Origin of the sequence: Pseudoalteromonas sp. Of7M-16, assembly GCF_022347805.1 — a bacterium.
GTDB classification, from domain to species: Bacteria; Pseudomonadota; Gammaproteobacteria; order Enterobacterales; family Alteromonadaceae; genus Pseudoalteromonas; species Pseudoalteromonas luteoviolacea_F.
In genome coordinates, this window is the sequence record NZ_JAKRFY010000001.1 from 391,746 (window position 1) to 409,433 (window position 17,688).

Here is a 17,688-nt window from a genome sequence, read left to right on the forward strand (position 1 = left end):
ATACATTTCCCTGCTCAAGCCGCATCTCGCGGCTTTTTCATTTGGATTACTATTAGCGGTTGACCAATACTACTCGCTCTTGCAATTGGTGTGCTTGTAGCAAAGCTTCATCCGCTTGCTTCAAACTATCTTGGTGATCACCGGAAAAATCTTCTTTGACATGGACCACACCAATGCTAATCGTTACATGCGCACAAATGGGTGAGCTTGGATGAGGAATTGACAAAGCATCCACCGCTTGATGCATAGCCGCAGCCAGAGATAGAGCTTGATCGGCATTGCGTTTATTCATCAGTGCAACAAACCGCACGCCATCGTAGCGCGCGACAAACCCTTCTACTTTTTGTGTGATACCTTCCAGTACCTTGGCAACTTTTACCAAGCACTCATCGCCAGCACTGAACCCACAACTGTCGTTGTATTCTTTATAATAATCTATATCCACCAGCAAAATTGATAGTGGCACGTGTTGATCCCGACTTTGATACCAAAGCTGAGCAAGGGTCTCATCTAATGCTCTACGATTCGGAATTTCGGTTAATCCATCGATATTTGCTAAACGCTCAAGCAAGTCATTCTTTTGCTTAATTGCCAAATGAATTTTTATCCGCGCTTTGACGATATTTGGGCTAAACGGCTTAACAATATAATCCACCGCGCCCAACATCAGTCCACGAGCTTCATCTTGATAGCTATTACTAGCTGAAATGACTATCACCGGAATTTGATAGCTACTGGGATCTGCTTTGAGCTGTAACAGAAAATCAAGGCCTTCATCATCAGGCATTAAAATATCCACAATGATCAGGTCAAAGCGTGTTTGCAATAAGCGTTCAAATGCCTGATCACTATTGGAACAACCAATCACTAAGTGCTCATCAGATAATGTATTTTCTAAAACCACGCGATTGAGAGGATCACCGTCTAACACTAAGATATTGGCTGACTTTTGCATTTAACTTCCTTTTGCTTCCAATAAAATAAATTGTTGAGCTTGTTGAATTAAAGAGATTAACTCATCTCGTATCTGCTCATTCAAAGAGGTGCTGCTTAGTCCACTAGCTAATGAGTTATCCAGCTTTTCACGGCGAGCGCTTGCCTCGGCCAATTTGGCATAGTCGGCTAAACGCACCAGCCCAATACCACCAGCAGCCCCTTTAATACTATGTGCAATCTCAGCCAACCGCACATTGCTATCAACGGCTTGCAAATCACGCACATACTCATCACACAGTTTAGCAAACTTATCCAACATTGCTTTTACAAGGTCTGAGTTATTCATCAGCTGTCTCAGAGCAAACGATTTGTCAAAAACACGCAGGTGATTTCCTACATAGGGCTGCAAGGCGACACATAAGTCATCTGGGGAAATGGGTTTAACTAAAAATGCATTAACGCCATGCTCGAACGCTTTTTCTTTTTCATGTTCATGCGCATTTGCAGTTAGCGCAATGATTGGCAATGCCTCTTCACTTAATTGCTCACGGATAATTTGAGTTGCCTGGTAGCCATCAATATGTGGCATATAGATATCCATCAGCACCATATCAGGTTTGAGTTTTTGGCAAATATCCAAAATACCCAGTGCACTAGAGAGCGCCACAACTACCGCACCATGTTGCTCCAAAACCGTTTTGGATATATCAAGGTTGAGTACATTGTCATCAACCACCAAACATAAAGCGTTTGCCAAACGATCATGACTTGGCGTCGACGTTGTACCTTGCTCAAACGGTGATAAACACAGCGACTGGTAAAACATGTGCTCAGGTAACCTAAGAGTGGTAAGTGAATGGCTTGCACATTGCGACATATTTAAATTATTGGGCACCACAAGCCCAGAGCAGCTTGATGACTCCATATCACTAAAGTGATGACACAAATAGCTCAACTCCTCGATGTCATCACAGGCGATATACGCAAATTTATCCAACTGCTCCAGTGCCTCACCAAAATTGGCAAAGTGCGTGACTTGATAGGTCGATAAATAACTCGGTGGTGTATTTGTTGATACCAAACATATGTTGTTGTGACTGGCCTGATAAGTCCGGCCGTGTGTTTTCAACATCAATTCAAATTCAAAAGTGCTTCCAACTCCTTCTTCGCTGCGGATCTCAATTTTGCCACCCAATAAAGTAACTTGTTGTTTTACAATAGCCAGCCCCAAGCCTATTCCTTCATATTCTCGAGAGCTAGATTCATTTCCTTGTGTAAATGCGTCAAACAGGCGGTTTTGGTCCACTTTTTTAATGCCCGGGCCAGTGTCAAATACAGCAAAAGACAGCCACTGTTCTCCTACTTTGCTCCATTTTGTCTCTACTCTAAGGCCCACTTCACCCTGGCTTGTGAATTTAACCGCATTACCTAACAAATTGACGAGAATTTGCTTGATCCGAGCTTCATCCCCCACAAATTCCGGCCATACATTAGCCGCAACCTGCAATTTCAAGCCTAAGTTTTTTGCGTCGCTTAACGGCTGGATCAGCGCACTTAAACTGCTCATCAAGTTCAATATCGTAAATGATTTGCTATGCAGTTTAGCTCTTCCCCCTTCGAGGCGAGCGAAGCTTAATATATCGCTCAGCATCGTCAGCAGCTGTTTCGCTGCGGTTTCAATATGCGCTAACTTTTCACTGTCTTGGGCACGTGTTAATCCTGGTTTTAAGATCCCCACCAGTCCCAGTATCGCATTTAAAGGCGTTCGGATCTCATGGCTGATATTGGCAATAAAGCGGCTTTTCGCTCTATTTGCACGCTCGGCCTCTATCTTAGCCTTAGTTAGGGCTGTGACATTTTGCACATGGATCACAAAGTATTTTGGCACCTTTTGCTTGTCCCAAACGAGTGACACACTCAGTTGAAGCCACAGCGCTGACTCACTTTGTGACAAGCTCAGAACTTTCACCCCTTTGCGCTCTGCCAATAATTGCGCCAACACCCCATTGAGTGTATCCAGCTCGTCTTTATCAAATAAAGCGCTTAAATGCTGTCCAACTTCAACGCCATCTAGCAGTTTACGAACAGCACGATTGAACTCTAAAATCACACACTCTGTTGAGACCAATAAAATACCATTTGGTGCGTGTTTAATTGCTGCTTTAAAGTTTTGCTCAGAGGCACGCAGCGCGATCATAGCCTGCTGTTGTTCACTTATATCACGGGCAATGCCTAAACTACCGATACGACTCCCCTGTTCATCAAACAAAGGAGATACACTCACCAAATAAGCTTTTTCATCGAAGTTGAGCGTTTCTGTCAATGGGATACTGTGTAACTCCATCGCCTGCTCCAGATCGAGTAATTCTAAGTATTTTTGACTCACTTCCTGATGCTCTTTGGCAACCAGTTCCGCTTGCACCACCCCAATAAATCGCTCGAATGCCTGATTACAACCAATAAATGAACCATCAATATTTTTAAAATAGATTAGATCCGGCACTGAATTAAGCACAGTATTGAGCAGGGCAGCTTGGCGTTCTTTGGCCTCAAAGCTGCGAGACAGCGCTTTTCTTTGGCGCTGAACCTGATCGTCTAAACGCGCATTATGAGTTTCCATTTGCTCAAATAAGGCTTGTCTTTGAGTAACAACTTGTTTGATTTCTTTAAACCATGGTTGCCAGTCACTTGGTACTGGATAGTTGAGCGTATGATCTTCTGCTAAGTCTTGCTTGGTCAGGTAGTGTACAAAATGTTTTAGCGGACGAATAAAAATTTGCCCGTTCAACCACAAAAACGTAAAAAAGGTGAACACAATAAACAGGGTCAAAAAGCCAAGTTCAATCATGACCTCCTCAAACACCGCTGCAACAAAGGCGTCTTCTGATTGCTGAAACCGCAATGTGTAAGGTGCATTTTTAATTGCTCCTTGTAGCTCAACCCCCCCGCGCCATAACCTTGCATACTCAACCATGGGGTCTTTTTGTAAAACAGTTGCTTGGCTGCTTTGTACCAAAACTTGTGAATTTGCGTCGACCAGTGCCAATGCCCCACCATCGAAGGTCAACTTATCCAGCAATGCAGTTACTTTGTCTGCACTATAAATCAGAATAATGTGTGATTTACCACCGCTGATAATGGGCTGCGCGATACTAAAATAGGTATTGCCGAAAAGCCGAGTCTGTTTACTATCAGGGTTGGCTAGCACACCTTTTCTTGGACTAAAACGCCCTTCAACAATGGCCGTCAATAAATGGCTTTGTGTATCATCTCGGCGCTTTACAAAGGCAAAGCCATGTTCATTAAAGTATGCCACGGCCTCCAGCTCACTGATCAATGCCAACGCAGTATCAAAGCTAGGGCCCAGCGCCATCACGTGCAACCAATGCTCCAATATATGAGGCGAAGCCTTGTAGGTACCCAGACCAACCAATTCCCCCCCCTGCTCAGGCAGTCGATGATAATAGTATCCCAACTGCTGGCGCACTTGCTGCTGCACATTATTGGCGAGTTGATATTTAATCGGTGTATCAAGACCTCTTTTAATGCTACCAATAACCGTACTTGCGGCACTCGCAGCTTGATCGACCTGTGCCAATACCGCTGAAAACTGCACCTGATACACGTCATATTGGCGCTCTAACTTAATATTGAATAAGTGAAAACACAGCACGATTGCAAGAATTAGGGGTATCAATAAAGCGACACAAATAGATTTTCGGTAAGTTTTAAGTGGCAGGAACTCTGACAAAATGTCCATTCATGGGCCTGTAATAATTGCTTCCATCTTTTTTTGAAAGAGTAGCGAGCACAATTGAGATAAGCAAGTGCTTCACGTTGGCTGCAATCTATTTTGCACAAATAGCCGATGCACAGCAGAAAACCACATGGGCTCACCGCTATCCACCAGCTACCTGCTAACGAGTCAATAATGGCTCACAGCGTGTTTTACAAGTTCTCTTCTGCAAACGACGCCAGTCTACTGCGAACAACCCCGTTGAGGTTGACTGTTGCGCTTCCTTCAAAATCTTTAAAGCGCTCAACAATATAGGTCAATCCGGAGGTCACCGGCGTCAAGTAGTTGCTGTCTATCTGCGCCAAATTCCCGGTACATATCAATTTAGTCCCTTCGCCACAGCGCGTAATAATGGTTTTCAGCTGCGATGCCGTTAAATTTTGACTTTCATCCAAGATCACCACTGCATTTTGAATGCTCCGCCCACGCATAAAGTTCACAGACTTGAATTGAATATTCGCCTTCTCCATTATGTAATTGCGACTGGAAATTGGACTTTCATCATGTTTGTGAAGTACTTCCAAGGTATCAGTGATCGCTGCCAACCACGGTGCCATTTTCTCTTCTTCTGTGCCAGGTAAGAAACCTATACTTTCGGCAATTTCTGGCGTATTTCTGGTAACAATGACTTTATCGTACACCCCTTTTTCAATGATCATCTCTAGCGCACTGGCCAATGCCAATAAAGTTTTACCACACCCCGCAGGTCCGGTGAGTACCACCAGTTCAATATTAGGGTCGAGTAAAGCATCTAAAGCCATACCTTGATACACATTTTTTGGCTTAACCCCCCAAGCTTGTTGATGCATTAAACGCTCAACACTGATGTCCTTTAAGGTGACATGGGCCTCATCGTAACCGACAACACGGGCTGCAAAATGCTCACTGCCATCGAGTAAATATTCATTGTAAAAGACTTCCGGCATCAGCGACTTTGGCACTTTATGCAAGCTATAACGGCCCTGTTGCTCAGTTTGACACTCACCAACAGTAGCCCAAAAGTCGCCTTCGAACTTGTTATACCCTGAAGTGAGTAAATTAATATCATCAATTAATTGGTCAGTGCGGTAATCTTCAACAAATTTTAATCCCACTCCTTTTGCTTTAAGTCGCATATTGATGTCTTTGGTCACCAAGACTACACGCTTTTCTACATACTGTTTTTGCAACTGCAATGCACAGTTGATAATGCTGTGATCATTTTCATTGCCGGGCAGACCAGAGATACTATCAGGGTATAAATGGTCGTTGACGATAATGAGCTTGCCACTGCTGGCTGGTTTATTCGGGTCTCTCTGTACTTTAGGTAAATCAACACCTTCTAACATTTGCTCAGGTGTTGCATCGGTTAAGACATCGTCGAGGCTACGAATTGCAACCCGCGCATCTCTGCTGACATCACGCTTTCGATCTTTGATGTGGTCAAGTTCTTCTAACACTGTCATGGGGATCACAACATCGTGTTCTTGGAAGGAGAGGTAAGCGAGGGGCTCATGAAGTAAAACGTTGGTGTCTAGTACATATATTTTCCGGTCGAGGTCATCTTTTCCCATAGTGCATTCCTATTCGTCTGCAATTTCTATGATTGAACACTGCATTGCTCGCCACACAATACATCGCTCTAACTTAATTTTAGTCTATTTGTCACAAAAGTCGTTTTTATGACAAAAAGTGCAGTTTGAAACTGTCCCTATTTATTTCCAGATATGTGCATTGTCACTTTTTTTAATCAATTGGATCGTATATTTTATCTCCAACTATGAGTATGTTTGACTATGCTTAATAGCCACTATTGCACAATAAAAAACAATCAACGGTGAGCAAACAACAAATATGTACGAGTTATTTGGTAAAACCCGCACAACACCACGCTGTAAGGCACATTTATTGTGTTTTTACAATCTTGAACAAGGCTTTGCTTCTCGGTAACATAGCCGCCTTTTTTCTGCGAAGATGAGAAAACCATGAATTTTTCCTTAGGTCAGCGCTGGATAAGCGATACCGAATCAGATTTGGGTTTAGGGGCCATTGTCGCCTTAGAGGGTCGACAAGTAACCATTCTGTTTCCCGCCAGTGGAGAAAACCGCGTTTATTCTGTACAAGAAGCGCCGGTGACTCGTGTAGCATTTAATCCTGGGGATGTTATCCGCAGTGTCGAAGAATGGGAAATGCGTGTAGAGAGCATCGAAGAGCAAGGGGATCTGCTTTGCTATCATGGTGTTCGTCTAGACACAGAAGAAACTGTCAGCCTAAAAGAAACCTTTTTAGATCACTTCATTAAGTTTAATAAGCCTCAAGACAGGCTATTTGCGGGTCAAGTCGATAGATTTGATCGCTACACATTGCGCTACCAAACTTGGCAGCACCAGTTTAACCGTCAGCAATCTCATCTAAAAGGCCTTATCGGTCAACGTGCGAGCTTAATTCCGCACCAGTTGTACATTGCCGATGAAGTAGGACAGCGTTTTGCACCGCGCGTTTTGCTGTCTGATGAAGTAGGACTCGGTAAAACCATCGAAGCCGGCATGATTTTGCATCAGCAAATTCTTACTGGTCGCGCCAGCCGAGTGTTGATCGTTGTTCCTGAAAGCCTGCAACATCAGTGGCTAGTAGAGATGTTGCGTCGTTTCAACTTACACTTTTCTATTTTCGACGAAGAGCGCTGTGACGAAGCATTTGCCGACTCTCCTAACGTCTTTGAAACTGAACAATTGGTGCTGGTAAGTCTTGAGTTTATCACCAAAAAGCGCCGCTGGTTTGAACAGGCGACTCTGGCTGATTGGGACCTGCTCATTGTCGATGAAGCACACCACTTAACCGTAGAAAAAGACAAACCAAGTACTGAGTATCAGCGTATTGCTGAACTAAGCCAAGATATTCCAGGCCTCATTCTATTAACTGCAACACCTGATCAGCTGGGCCATCGCAGTCACTTTGCCCGCTTGCAGCTATTAGACCCTGATAGATTCTATGACTACGATGCATTTGTTGCAGAAGAGAGCAATTACAAAGAAATTGCTGATGCGGCAAACCAATTGTTGCAAGATACTGAACTGGATGAAAAAGCCACGCAGACCATCACTGAGCTACTCAAAGAAACTGATATCTCTGAGTTACTTAAGCGTGTCGCAGAAAAAGAACAAAGTGCAAAACAAGAACTACTGGGTATGTTGCTTGACCGTCACGGAACCGGCCGTATCTTGTTTAGAAATAGCCGCAGCGGTATTAAAGGCTACCCAAGCCGAAAAATCCACGCTCACGCGGTCGAAATGCCGAAACAATACAAGACAGCTATGTCTGTTTTAGGCAATATGGGTGGCATTCAAACGGCTGAAAAAAGCGCGTTACGCGCATTGTTCCCAGAAAAAATCTTCCAAGAGTTTGAAGGGGAAAGCGCAAGCTGGACACAGTTTGATCCGCGCGTAAATTGGCTGATTGAAAAACTCAAAGAGTTAAAACATGAAAAAGTGCTCTTGATCTGTGCAGAAGCACAAACCGCGATCAGCCTAGAGCAAACCCTGCGCGAACGTGAAGGCATTCGCTCAGCGGTGTTCCATGAAGGCATGTCTATTATTGAACGTGATCGCGCAGCAGCGTATTTTGCCGACGAATATGACAGTGCACAGGTATTACTGTGCTCTGAAATTGGTTCTGAAGGGCGTAATTTCCAGTTTTCGCATCACTTAGTGCTATTTGACTTACCGCTGAACCCAGATCTATTAGAGCAGCGTATTGGTCGTCTAGACCGTATTGGCCAACAACATGATGTAAATATTCATGTGCCTTATTTTGCCAATACCGCACAAGAAGTGTTACTGCGCTGGTACAACGAAGCATTAGATGCTTTTGAAACCACCAGCACCACAGGCCAGCTACTCTTTAAAGAGTTTTCTGAAGATTTACTCGAGTTTATCGCAGCTCACAACTGTGACGAAGAAGAGCTAGACCCACTACTTGAGCAAGTTGCCAAGGAAAATAAAGTACTTCGCGCCAAAATGGAGCAAGGTCGGGATAGACTCCTTGAACTACATTCAAGCGGTCAAGGCCGTGCCGAGCAGATCGTCAGTGAAATTGAAACGCTCGACGACGATGTTATCCTGCCAGCTTATATGATTAATGTGTTTGATATCTTTGGCGTTAACCAAGAAGATAAAGGTGAAAACACCATTATTCTGAAGCCGACAGAACACATGCTCAATCCATCTTTTCCTTGTTTGAAAGATGACGGCATCACGGTCACATTTGATCGCTCAACATCTCTGTCTCAAGAAGATGCACAATTTATCAGTTGGGATCACCCTATGGTAGAAGGCGTCATGGACATGATCTGTGATGATGACTTTGGCTGTGCGTCAGTCGCATTGCTTAAAAACAACAAGTTACCAGTCGGTACTTTCTTTGTTGAACTTATCTATGTAGCAGAGACCTCCGCGCCGAAATCATTGCAGGTAGGACGCTTCTTACCACCGACGCCAATACGTGTGTTGATGGATAAAGCGGGCAATAACCTCGCAGATAATGTTGCATTCGATGCATTTAACCAGCAGTTGTCTGCTGTTGGTCGTCAAACGGCCAGTAAGCTCGCCAATGCACTTCAATCTGGGATCCACCCACTGATCGCCAAAGCAACTGATATGGCAAATGAGCAGCTAGAAACATTGCAAAGTCAGGCACAAGCAGACATGAAAACGCGATTAGGCGAAGAGCAAAACCGCCTTACCGCACTAAAAGCGATCAACCCTAATATTCGTGACGAAGAGATTAAGGTGTTTGATAAACAAAAAACACAACTCAGCGAACATATCTCTAAAGCGCAAGTTAAACTCGATGCCATTCGCTTAATTGTGGTTTCTAACCAATAACTATTTATTCAATATCAGGCAGTAAAGCCCCGCTTTACTGCCTATCCCCCCTCTCAACAGCCAAAAAACCCATTATTTATTATTAAATTCATACAGAAAATATAGTTATTGTGTATGATTTAAAAGCTTGGTAACTTGGTCAAGATTTATACAATCAAGGAAATGACTATGAAGATAAGAATAATAACCTCACTTTTTATGCTCAGCCTTCTCATGCTGGCCACAGTATCTATGCAAACATATGCAGCCAAAAGCACCTCGCCCATTGGAAACTATTTTATAATCGATAGTGCAGGCACAGATCAGACCTATAAATTAAGCTTTAAACCTAACAATCAAGTCCTTGTATCAGGCGACTTTCAAGTATCCGCCCAGTGGCAGTGGCAACCTCAACAACAAATCATGGCGCAACTTTCTCAGCCGCAAAATCAATTCGAAATACAATTGTCCGAGAATGAAACCTATATACACCAGTTAACAGGGTTAAGCTTCAATTCAAAAACACAACAACAAAGCCCCTACACACAACACTTTCAGGTTTGGCATAAAGAAACACAAGAGGTCGTTGATACCTATACGATCTCAGGTGAAGCGCTGTTAGTAAAACAACGCCAGCTGAAAAGGTGGCAATCACAACTGGTAAATAAAACTTGGGAAATCGCAAATATTGATGAAGTAACACATGCTGATACTCCTTGGTTTAAAAGCAACAGCTCAGCTTCGGTCACTTTTCATGACAAAGGCACTGGAATTGTACAACATTGGGACAACACACAGAGTGACCTAACATGGAAGCTGAAAGGGAAAAAGCTCATTCTTAATTATCAGCGTAACAATGAGCCCATGAAAGTTGTGCTACGCATATTTGAATACATTGACGACATCGGGCTACGTTTTGTCGCAAAACACGTAAATAAAGAATCAAAACAAGCCAAGTGGATCAGTGGCTACATGATCGAAAAACAGGATCTCGCGCTCACTTACGAGCAAATCATTGGTCAATGGCGCAAGGCTTCTGGACGTTTTCATGACTACTACCCTGACCAAATTGCGGTTGCAAGTGTCGCCAATACGGCGTCAAAGTGGGAACTCAACCACCTTGGTCAGCTTGTCAGGGAAAAACTAGAACACCCAGAACAAGGTGTCGTATTAAATTGTCCTGATAATAGCTGCTATGTTAGTTGTGAATTCTTCTATGAATTACTCGCAAAAAAAGGCAATACACTTTATGTTGCACATCATTTTAGCTCTGAATTTTATCCCCAAGGTCCTCTGAAGATGCAAGGTAAATGGATATTAAAAATCGAGTATGATGAAGAGTTTGGCATACAAGATTTCTCAAGAAACATCTTTTCAAACACCCCAATGACCCTAGAGTATGAAGCACAAAAAGAAGCTTACGTATTCAGTCGATTTCCTGATGAAAATGGGGAGGTTGTTAACCGAGTTAAATCACCTGCGGGCACCGGTACCTTCTCTTTCATTGATGGCAACCTGCACACGCTGATTAACCAACAAGAAAACATTTTTGAAATAACCAAGTTTGCCCGAGATGGCCTCTCAGTCTGCCAATATCAGCCAGGTGAAAGCTGTGCGACAGGTCGACAAGCTGTATTTAAATTTGCTCATGACGCTGGCCCCTACCCAGCTGCTAACTAAGAACATATGGGGACATCATGTGTCCCCACTTTTCTAACCAATGACCACAACAACTATCATTGATTGCAGTGCTAGGCAGGCTAAATTAGTCAAGACAATGGCAGGCCGTTTAAAGCGGACCCCATAGAGTAACCAAAACATAAATACAACAACGTACCCAAATAAAAATGTCATCGACAATGTGCTTTCACCGTGACGATTTATTTCATTGAGCAACTGTCCAAGTAAAGCAAATGCACCTATCCCACCAAATAAAATTCCGGCGAAATCCCAATAGCGCTCATTACTTGTCAATAAATGGCTCCAAACTGCCTTCAACATGCTTGTTTCCCCTGTGACAACTCGGTATTCCAACAGCAATAATCTATAACTCTCGCCACAATGTTTGGATGCTCCAACTGGCAAAACCGCCCTACCACCACCACGTCACACCCGGCGGCCAATGCCCCTTGTACACCAGCATCAGAGTCTTCAAACACTAAACAATCTCGGCAAGGTAAACCCAATTTTTTAGCTGCGCTAATAAACGGCTCTGGATCAGGTTTACCATTTTGCACATCTTCAGCCCCCACTAAATATGGCGGCTTTGGTAAACCACAGTGTTGCATGCGCTGAAGCGCATTCTCCCGATCCGCTGACGTTGCCAATACCCAAGGTATTTGTCGTTCGTGCAAATGGGTGATAAACCTCCCGGCTCCAGCAATTTCGCATACATATGCGGAAAATGTGGCCTCTGCGCCTTCTAAATTCTTGGTTTCCTGATGAATGTCCAAGTGAGGTAAATGCTGGCGGATATAATCTTCAAACCGTACACCACGACCGTCTTTAAGCACAGTTTCTAAGTCCAGATGATGCATCTGACACCAAGGTGCAATGGCTTTCGCTATGGCTTTATCAGAATCAACTAACGTTCCATCCATATCAAAGATAATGCCTCGATAGTTAGATAAGTCACAAAACAACTCCATACCTCCTCCTTAAAAAATGCAAAAACATGCAAAGAAAATAAAAAAAACGTAAAAACATGCAACAACAAGCAAATAATACGCTTGCGATCCCAATTAGATCAAGTAAAATTCGGCAAAAAAACGCAGGAACATGCAAAATGCTACTCGCTGAACGGCATCAATTGATCTTAGACCAACTCACCCTGCATGGCAGGATCACTTCGGTAGAACTGGCCAAAACACTGGCCGTAAGTGAAGATACGATCAGGCGCGATCTTAACAAGTTGGGTGAACTCAAGCTGCTGCGCCGTGTTCATGGTGGCGCCTTGGTTTTACAGGAAGACACGCCGGATTATTTCGATAGGTTAAGTACACCAGATCCATCAAAAAAGCGTTTTTTAAAACCCGCACTCGATATGCTTGAAGCGGGCCAAACTATTGTGATTGATTCGGGAGAAACCTGTCGTTATTTGGCGCAAAATTTACCCGCAAACCTACCTTTAACTGTCGTCACAGGCTGCCCTTTAATTGTTCAAGATCTCATGCAACATCCCCAAGTACAAGTAATACAAATTGGTGGAAGAATGTTTAAACCAGCAATGCGTACAGTCGGAAATTCAGCCATCGAGATGATCAAGCAAATTCGTTTTGATTTAGTCTTTATGGGGATCTGCGCGTTTCATGTAAAACACGGTTTCTGTGTGAGTTATTTGGAAGAGGCGGAAGTACTCAGAGCAACGATCGAGCAAGCTGATCGCACCATACTTATGGGCCCCCATGATAAATTAGATAAAACCATGACTTTTCAAATCGTGCCTGCACAGAAGATCCATCATGTTATTACTGATGTCGGTGTGCGCCCAGATGTTCAAGCCAATATCAAAGCACTTGGTATAGAAGTAACCATTGTGCCAAGTAGCTAGTCCCCTTACTTGGCCTTTTGAGCATAGGCAGTTAGAATATGCCCGTTTTGATCTCTTTTGGAATTTTGCTGTGCTTTTAAATTACAATCCGCCTACCGATCCCTACCTTGAAATTTTATATCAAGATGAACATATGTTGGTGATCAATAAACCAAGCGGCTTGTTAACCGTCCCCGGCAAAGATCCAAAGCATGCGGACAGCGTAATTAATCGCGTTAATCGCGTTTTTCCAAACGCAAAAATTGTGCACCGCTTGGATATGGCAACCTCTGGTGTACTGTGTTTAGCAATGCACAAAGAAGCCCATCGTTTTTTAAGTATCCAGTTTCAAGACAGGCTCACTAAAAAGCGTTACGTCGCACGTGTATTTGGTAAATTAGAGACCAAGCATGGCTCTGTCGATTTGCCCTTAACCTGTGACTGGCCCAACCGCCCCAAACAAATGGTTTGCCACGAGTCGGGCAAGCCCTCACTGACGCACTTTGAAGTACTTGAATATGAACCACTGGCGACACGCGTTTCTCTTACACCTATCACGGGGCGCTCCCATCAGCTACGCGTGCATATGCAATCTCTTGGACATGTGATTCTAGGCGATAGACTTTATGCCCGAGGAGATGCGCTGAAAGCGGCAAATAGGCTACAATTACATGCACAAATGCTTGAGATCTGCCATCCTGTCAGCGGCGAAATGATGCAGTTTAATGCACCGGATCCGTTTTAGGATCCGGTCGGCATTTATAGTTATTGATTAAATAGATCTAGCGCACTGGCAGTCATTGCACGCACGCCCGTTTTTAAAGCCAGCGGGTAGTCTGGTGCAAATTTGCTTGAGTGTAGTGACGGCAAAACGGTGCCATTTTTTTGCGCCGCTGCATAATCCTGCGGGTTTACACCGCCTAGCCAAAAGATAGTGATCGGCACATTTTCTGCGGTGCGCCCAAACAAACCAAAGTCTTCACCCGCCATAACAGGATCCGCTTTGACAACATTCTCTTCACCTAACTCGTTTTTGATACTGGCTGTTACAGCATTGGCAAGCGCAGGATCATTGTATGTGGATGGAATGCTTTCAGATTCATGCACATACACTACAGGCGCTTTATCTGCGGGTAATCCAGCACTGATGGCCACCCCTTGTGTTAACCGTTTTAGCGCGGCTATTTGCTGATCTCTCACTTCTCTGTCGTAAGATCGTAAAGTTAATTGCAGCTTTACTTCATTAGAAATAATATTGTGCTTAGATCCGCCATGTATTGATCCTACCGTGATCACTGAAGGTTTCAGCGGCGAGATCTCTCGACTTGTGATGGTCTGGATCCCAAGCACAATACGAGAAGCAAGTACCACAGGATCAATTGTTGTGTGTGGGTAAGCTCCATGACCACCTTGCCCTTTTACAGTAATATCCACTGAGTCGACATTGGCAAGCGCATAACCAGGAGAGATAGCTACTTTACCAGCAGGTAATGATGCACTGACATGCAAGCCTAACACATGATCTGGTTTGGCAAACTTGCTAAATAGCCCTTCTTTTAACATTGCCTTGGCACCTGCGCCAACTTCTTCTGCTGGCTGAGCCACCATCATCAAGGTGCCCTTCCACTGGTGTTTATTCTTTATCAACTGCTCAGCTGCACCAATAAAGCTAGTCATATGGATATCATGACCACACCCATGCATCACGCCTACCGTATTGTTGTTTGCATCCTGCACCCTGATTTTAGAGGCATATGACTTGCCTGTTTGTTCTATGATTGGTAAACCATCGGTGTCTGCACGGATCATCACGGTCGGCCCCTGTCCATTTTTGAACAGACCAACTACACCATATCCGCCAACGCGATCTGTTACATCAAACCCGAGCTGTCTGAGCTCCTGCGCCAAGCGCGCTCCGGTGTTTTTCTCTTGCAACGATAATTCAGGGTTTTGGTGGAGATGGAGATAAAGTTGTTCTAATTTTGGCAGCGATAAACTAACCGCAGATTCTAAATCACTGGCGATAACCTGATTGGCGCAACACAATAACGCCATTGATGTGAGCAATGTTTTCATAAGGTTATTATTATTAAGTTGAAAAAGTCATACCAGCTTGCAAACAAATGCTGGTAAATGCAACTACTTTATAAGCGATCACTTGCCGTTATCATATTAAGATCTGAACACTTTTCTCCCTTTCATTTTTACATCCATTTGCTAAGCTTAAATTCTCTACAGGGGGATTTTTATACTGTGAAAACAATAAATATCAAAGATTTACAACCTGGTATGTTTGTTGTTGGCGTGATCAAACAAGCCGGACATGTTCGTGTAAAAAATCAGGGTTGGGTCAGAAATGAAAAAGGGATCAATAACCTGATCAACTCAGGTGTATTAGAAGTTGAAATAGATCCCGATAAAACACTGGATCAATCTCAACCTGAAACAGAAACGGTCGAAGAGATCACCGAAGCGCCTAAACAGGATCCATGGCATAAATCAGTGCCTGTTGAAGCTGAGCTTGGTCATGCAGTGCAGATGTATGAACAGGCGAAACAGCTCCAAGAGAAAACCTTTTTAGATATCAAAGAAGGGCGCAAAATCGATGTTGCGGACTTTAAAGCAACGGCTTCAGGATTTATTGATTCGGTCTTTAGAAACCAAGATGCTCTAGCCTGTATTGCGCGGATCCGTGAAAAAGATGGCTATTTGTTAGAACACTCCCTGAATGTCTCTATTTTAATGAGCATCTTCGCGAAACACCTAGGCTTTGAGCGTACACTCATTGAAGAGTTGGCCACTGGTGCGCTGTTGCATGATATTGGCAAAATCAAAATACCTGACGAAATACTCCAAAAGCCAGACAAACTCAGTGAAAACGAATTCGCCATTATGCGCGAGCATGCCAAATTCAGCCACGATATTGTTAAAGACAGTGGGCTCGGTGACATCGCCTCAGAAATCGCCGGCTTTCATCATGAACGATTAAATGGCACAGGTTACCCTTATGCAAAACAAGGCGAGGAGTTATCTCAATACGTTCGCATGATCTCAATAGTCGATGTTTACGATGCACTTACCGCTGACAGAGTCTACAAAGTTGGTATGGCGCCGATAAAAGCGTTTAGAAAACTCAAAGATGGCTGTCCACATGAATTTGATGAGAATCTACTCAATCAGTTTATTCACTGTATTGGCATGTACCCTGTCGGCACACTCGTCAAACTTAAAAGCCACCGAGTCGGCATTGTCGCAGCCAGCAACCCGGACTCTCCTTTACAGCCTGTAGTTAAAGTATTTTATAACGCGAAAAACATGTTCCATGTTGAAGTGAGAGATATCGACTTGAGCGATAAACGTGTTGATGATGAGTTAGAAGCCGCAGTTAAGCCTGAAGAGTTTGGACTTGATTTAATTAAGTTTTTCCGTCACTCGATGTTACCTTAGCGACCGACTTGCGGCGCTAAGGTGCCCACACAGTGACTGAGTTATGGGATCCAGTCCTGCATTGCGTTCAAGGTAAACTCAATCCCGTCAAAATCAAAAAGAGCTTGCTCTGGCGTGATCTCAACAATCGTCAATGCCCCAAGATTATCCCCTTCGTATAACTCTCGGTTGTTTAATTTTATCCAGCGCTTCTCTGGCTCGGTCGCATAAATATGAGCTTGATAGCGCAAAGAAGGAATGCTGTTTTGTAATTTTGGTGGTAACAGCTCAACAGGCGTGGCATGTGCAGTATCTCTACTGCTAGATACCACATCTTCCTCGTCACCAGAGTTCACAGTAAATGCTGGTCGTGTTTCTTCTACAGCCGCTGCAAATGCTTGTTTTAGTTCATCTGACACACCAGCCAACTCATCTTCTTGAACGTTTTGCGTCCCATTAAACTGGTTAACTTGTGGGTTATTTGTATACTGCTGAGCCATGTTTGGATTGTACGTTTGGCCGTTATTTGCTGCCACCATCGACTGCTGTGGGTAAGTCATATTAGGCTGCACAAACTGCCCGGCCGTCGCATATTGTTGTACTTGTGGTACTTGACTTTGCACTGGTACGTTTACAATTTGCCCTTGGCTATTAACTGGTACCAATTGCTGTGAGTACACAGCTCTCCCACTGGCGTCAAAGCCAACCTGTACCGACATCCACTGATAATGGATCTGGTTGTTCACCACGCCTTGAACCACAGGTTGCTGCATAAGCACAGGCTGCTGAACTTGGCTGGCCACTGGTATAGCAGGCACAACAGCAGGTGTAACGGCAGAGGCCACTGTAGTATCAGGGGTAGCCTCTGTGTTCTCGACATTGTCCGCAGTTTTCGTTGCTGGTTGCTCTGTGGCGGTGGATTTATCATCTTCAGCCACTTGTGTAACCACGGCTTGCTGCGCTTCTTCAGGTGCTTGTACCGCTTGTCCTAAAAAGTAGCCAGCACTTAATGCGCAAACACTAATAAGCCCACCACCAAGACCGAGACTTAAACGTTTATAAAAAGCCACCTGTGCTGATTGACGTGCTTGTACATAGTCTTGCTCAGATTTTGACTGTTGTTGTGATTGTTTTAATGCATTAACAAGATAAGACATGAC

Annotated in this window: 12 protein-coding genes; 5 read left to right on the forward strand and 7 right to left on the reverse strand. The window is 43.9% G+C overall.

Annotated features, from left to right (window positions below; genetic code table 11):
- Nucleotides 1–52: 52 nt before the first annotated feature.
- From MHN81_RS01790 to MHN81_RS01800, 3 genes are all read right to left on the reverse strand, one after another.
- Nucleotides 53–955, reverse strand: a complete 903-nt coding sequence (locus MHN81_RS01790) for a diguanylate cyclase (RefSeq protein WP_023400816.1) — start codon at nucleotides 953–955, stop codon at nucleotides 53–55.
- Complete coding sequence (locus MHN81_RS01795) at nucleotides 956–4,696, reverse strand: ATP-binding protein (protein ID WP_239424887.1); 3,741 nt, start codon at nucleotides 4,694–4,696, stop codon at nucleotides 956–958. It abuts the gene before it with no gap.
- 188 nt (nucleotides 4,697–4,884) lie between these two features.
- A complete protein-coding gene (locus MHN81_RS01800; protein WP_023400814.1) occupies nucleotides 4,885–6,285 on the reverse strand; it encodes a PhoH family protein in 1,401 nt (466 codons plus the stop codon).
- A gap of 411 nt (nucleotides 6,286–6,696) precedes the next feature.
- On the opposite strand from MHN81_RS01800, the gene rapA reads away from it, so the two are divergent.
- Together rapA and MHN81_RS01810 are read left to right on the forward strand one after the other, a co-directional pair.
- The gene (gene rapA / locus MHN81_RS01805) at nucleotides 6,697–9,594 is read left to right on the forward strand and encodes an RNA polymerase-associated protein RapA (protein ID WP_239424888.1); all 2,898 of its coding nucleotides are present in this window, start codon (nucleotides 6,697–6,699) and stop codon (nucleotides 9,592–9,594) included.
- 168 nt (nucleotides 9,595–9,762) lie between these two features.
- Nucleotides 9,763–11,253: a hypothetical protein gene (locus MHN81_RS01810; RefSeq protein WP_239424889.1), complete on the forward strand. Its 1,491-nt coding sequence runs from the start codon at nucleotides 9,763–9,765 to the stop codon at nucleotides 11,251–11,253.
- 33 nt (nucleotides 11,254–11,286) lie between these two features.
- Here MHN81_RS01810 and MHN81_RS01815 read toward each other — a convergent pair whose 3' ends face one another.
- Both MHN81_RS01815 and MHN81_RS01820 read right to left on the reverse strand, forming a co-directional pair.
- Nucleotides 11,287–11,574, reverse strand: a complete 288-nt coding sequence (locus MHN81_RS01815; protein ID WP_036976864.1) for a hypothetical protein — start codon at nucleotides 11,572–11,574, stop codon at nucleotides 11,287–11,289.
- The gene (locus tag MHN81_RS01820) at nucleotides 11,568–12,221 is read right to left on the reverse strand and encodes an HAD-IA family hydrolase (protein ID WP_023400810.1); all 654 of its coding nucleotides are present in this window, start codon (nucleotides 12,219–12,221) and stop codon (nucleotides 11,568–11,570) included. Before MHN81_RS01820 ends, MHN81_RS01815 begins: the two co-directional genes overlap by 7 nt.
- A gap of 56 nt (nucleotides 12,222–12,277) precedes the next feature.
- Here MHN81_RS01820 and MHN81_RS01825 point away from each other — a divergent pair, with 56 nt between their 5' ends.
- Nucleotides 12,278–13,123: a DeoR/GlpR family DNA-binding transcription regulator gene (locus MHN81_RS01825; RefSeq protein WP_239424890.1), complete on the forward strand. Its 846-nt coding sequence runs from the start codon at nucleotides 12,278–12,280 to the stop codon at nucleotides 13,121–13,123.
- 70 nt (nucleotides 13,124–13,193) lie between these two features.
- Entirely contained in the window at nucleotides 13,194–13,847 is a 654-nt protein-coding gene (gene rluA / locus MHN81_RS01830) for a bifunctional tRNA pseudouridine(32) synthase/23S rRNA pseudouridine(746) synthase RluA (protein ID WP_239424891.1), read from the forward strand.
- 20 nt (nucleotides 13,848–13,867) lie between these two features.
- Here rluA and MHN81_RS01835 read toward each other — a convergent pair whose 3' ends face one another.
- On the reverse strand, nucleotides 13,868–15,178 hold the full coding sequence (locus MHN81_RS01835) for an amidohydrolase (protein WP_239424892.1): 1,311 nt from the start codon (nucleotides 15,176–15,178) through the stop codon (nucleotides 13,868–13,870).
- 177 nt (nucleotides 15,179–15,355) lie between these two features.
- Between MHN81_RS01835 and MHN81_RS01840 the strand changes: the two genes are divergently transcribed.
- Nucleotides 15,356–16,549: an HD-GYP domain-containing protein gene (locus MHN81_RS01840; protein ID WP_239424893.1), complete on the forward strand. Its 1,194-nt coding sequence runs from the start codon at nucleotides 15,356–15,358 to the stop codon at nucleotides 16,547–16,549.
- 41 nt (nucleotides 16,550–16,590) lie between these two features.
- Here MHN81_RS01840 and MHN81_RS01845 read toward each other — a convergent pair whose 3' ends face one another.
- The gene (locus MHN81_RS01845) at nucleotides 16,591–17,685 is read right to left on the reverse strand and encodes a general secretion pathway protein GspB (RefSeq protein ID WP_239424894.1); all 1,095 of its coding nucleotides are present in this window, start codon (nucleotides 17,683–17,685) and stop codon (nucleotides 16,591–16,593) included.
- Nucleotides 17,686–17,688: the final 3 nt, after the last annotated feature.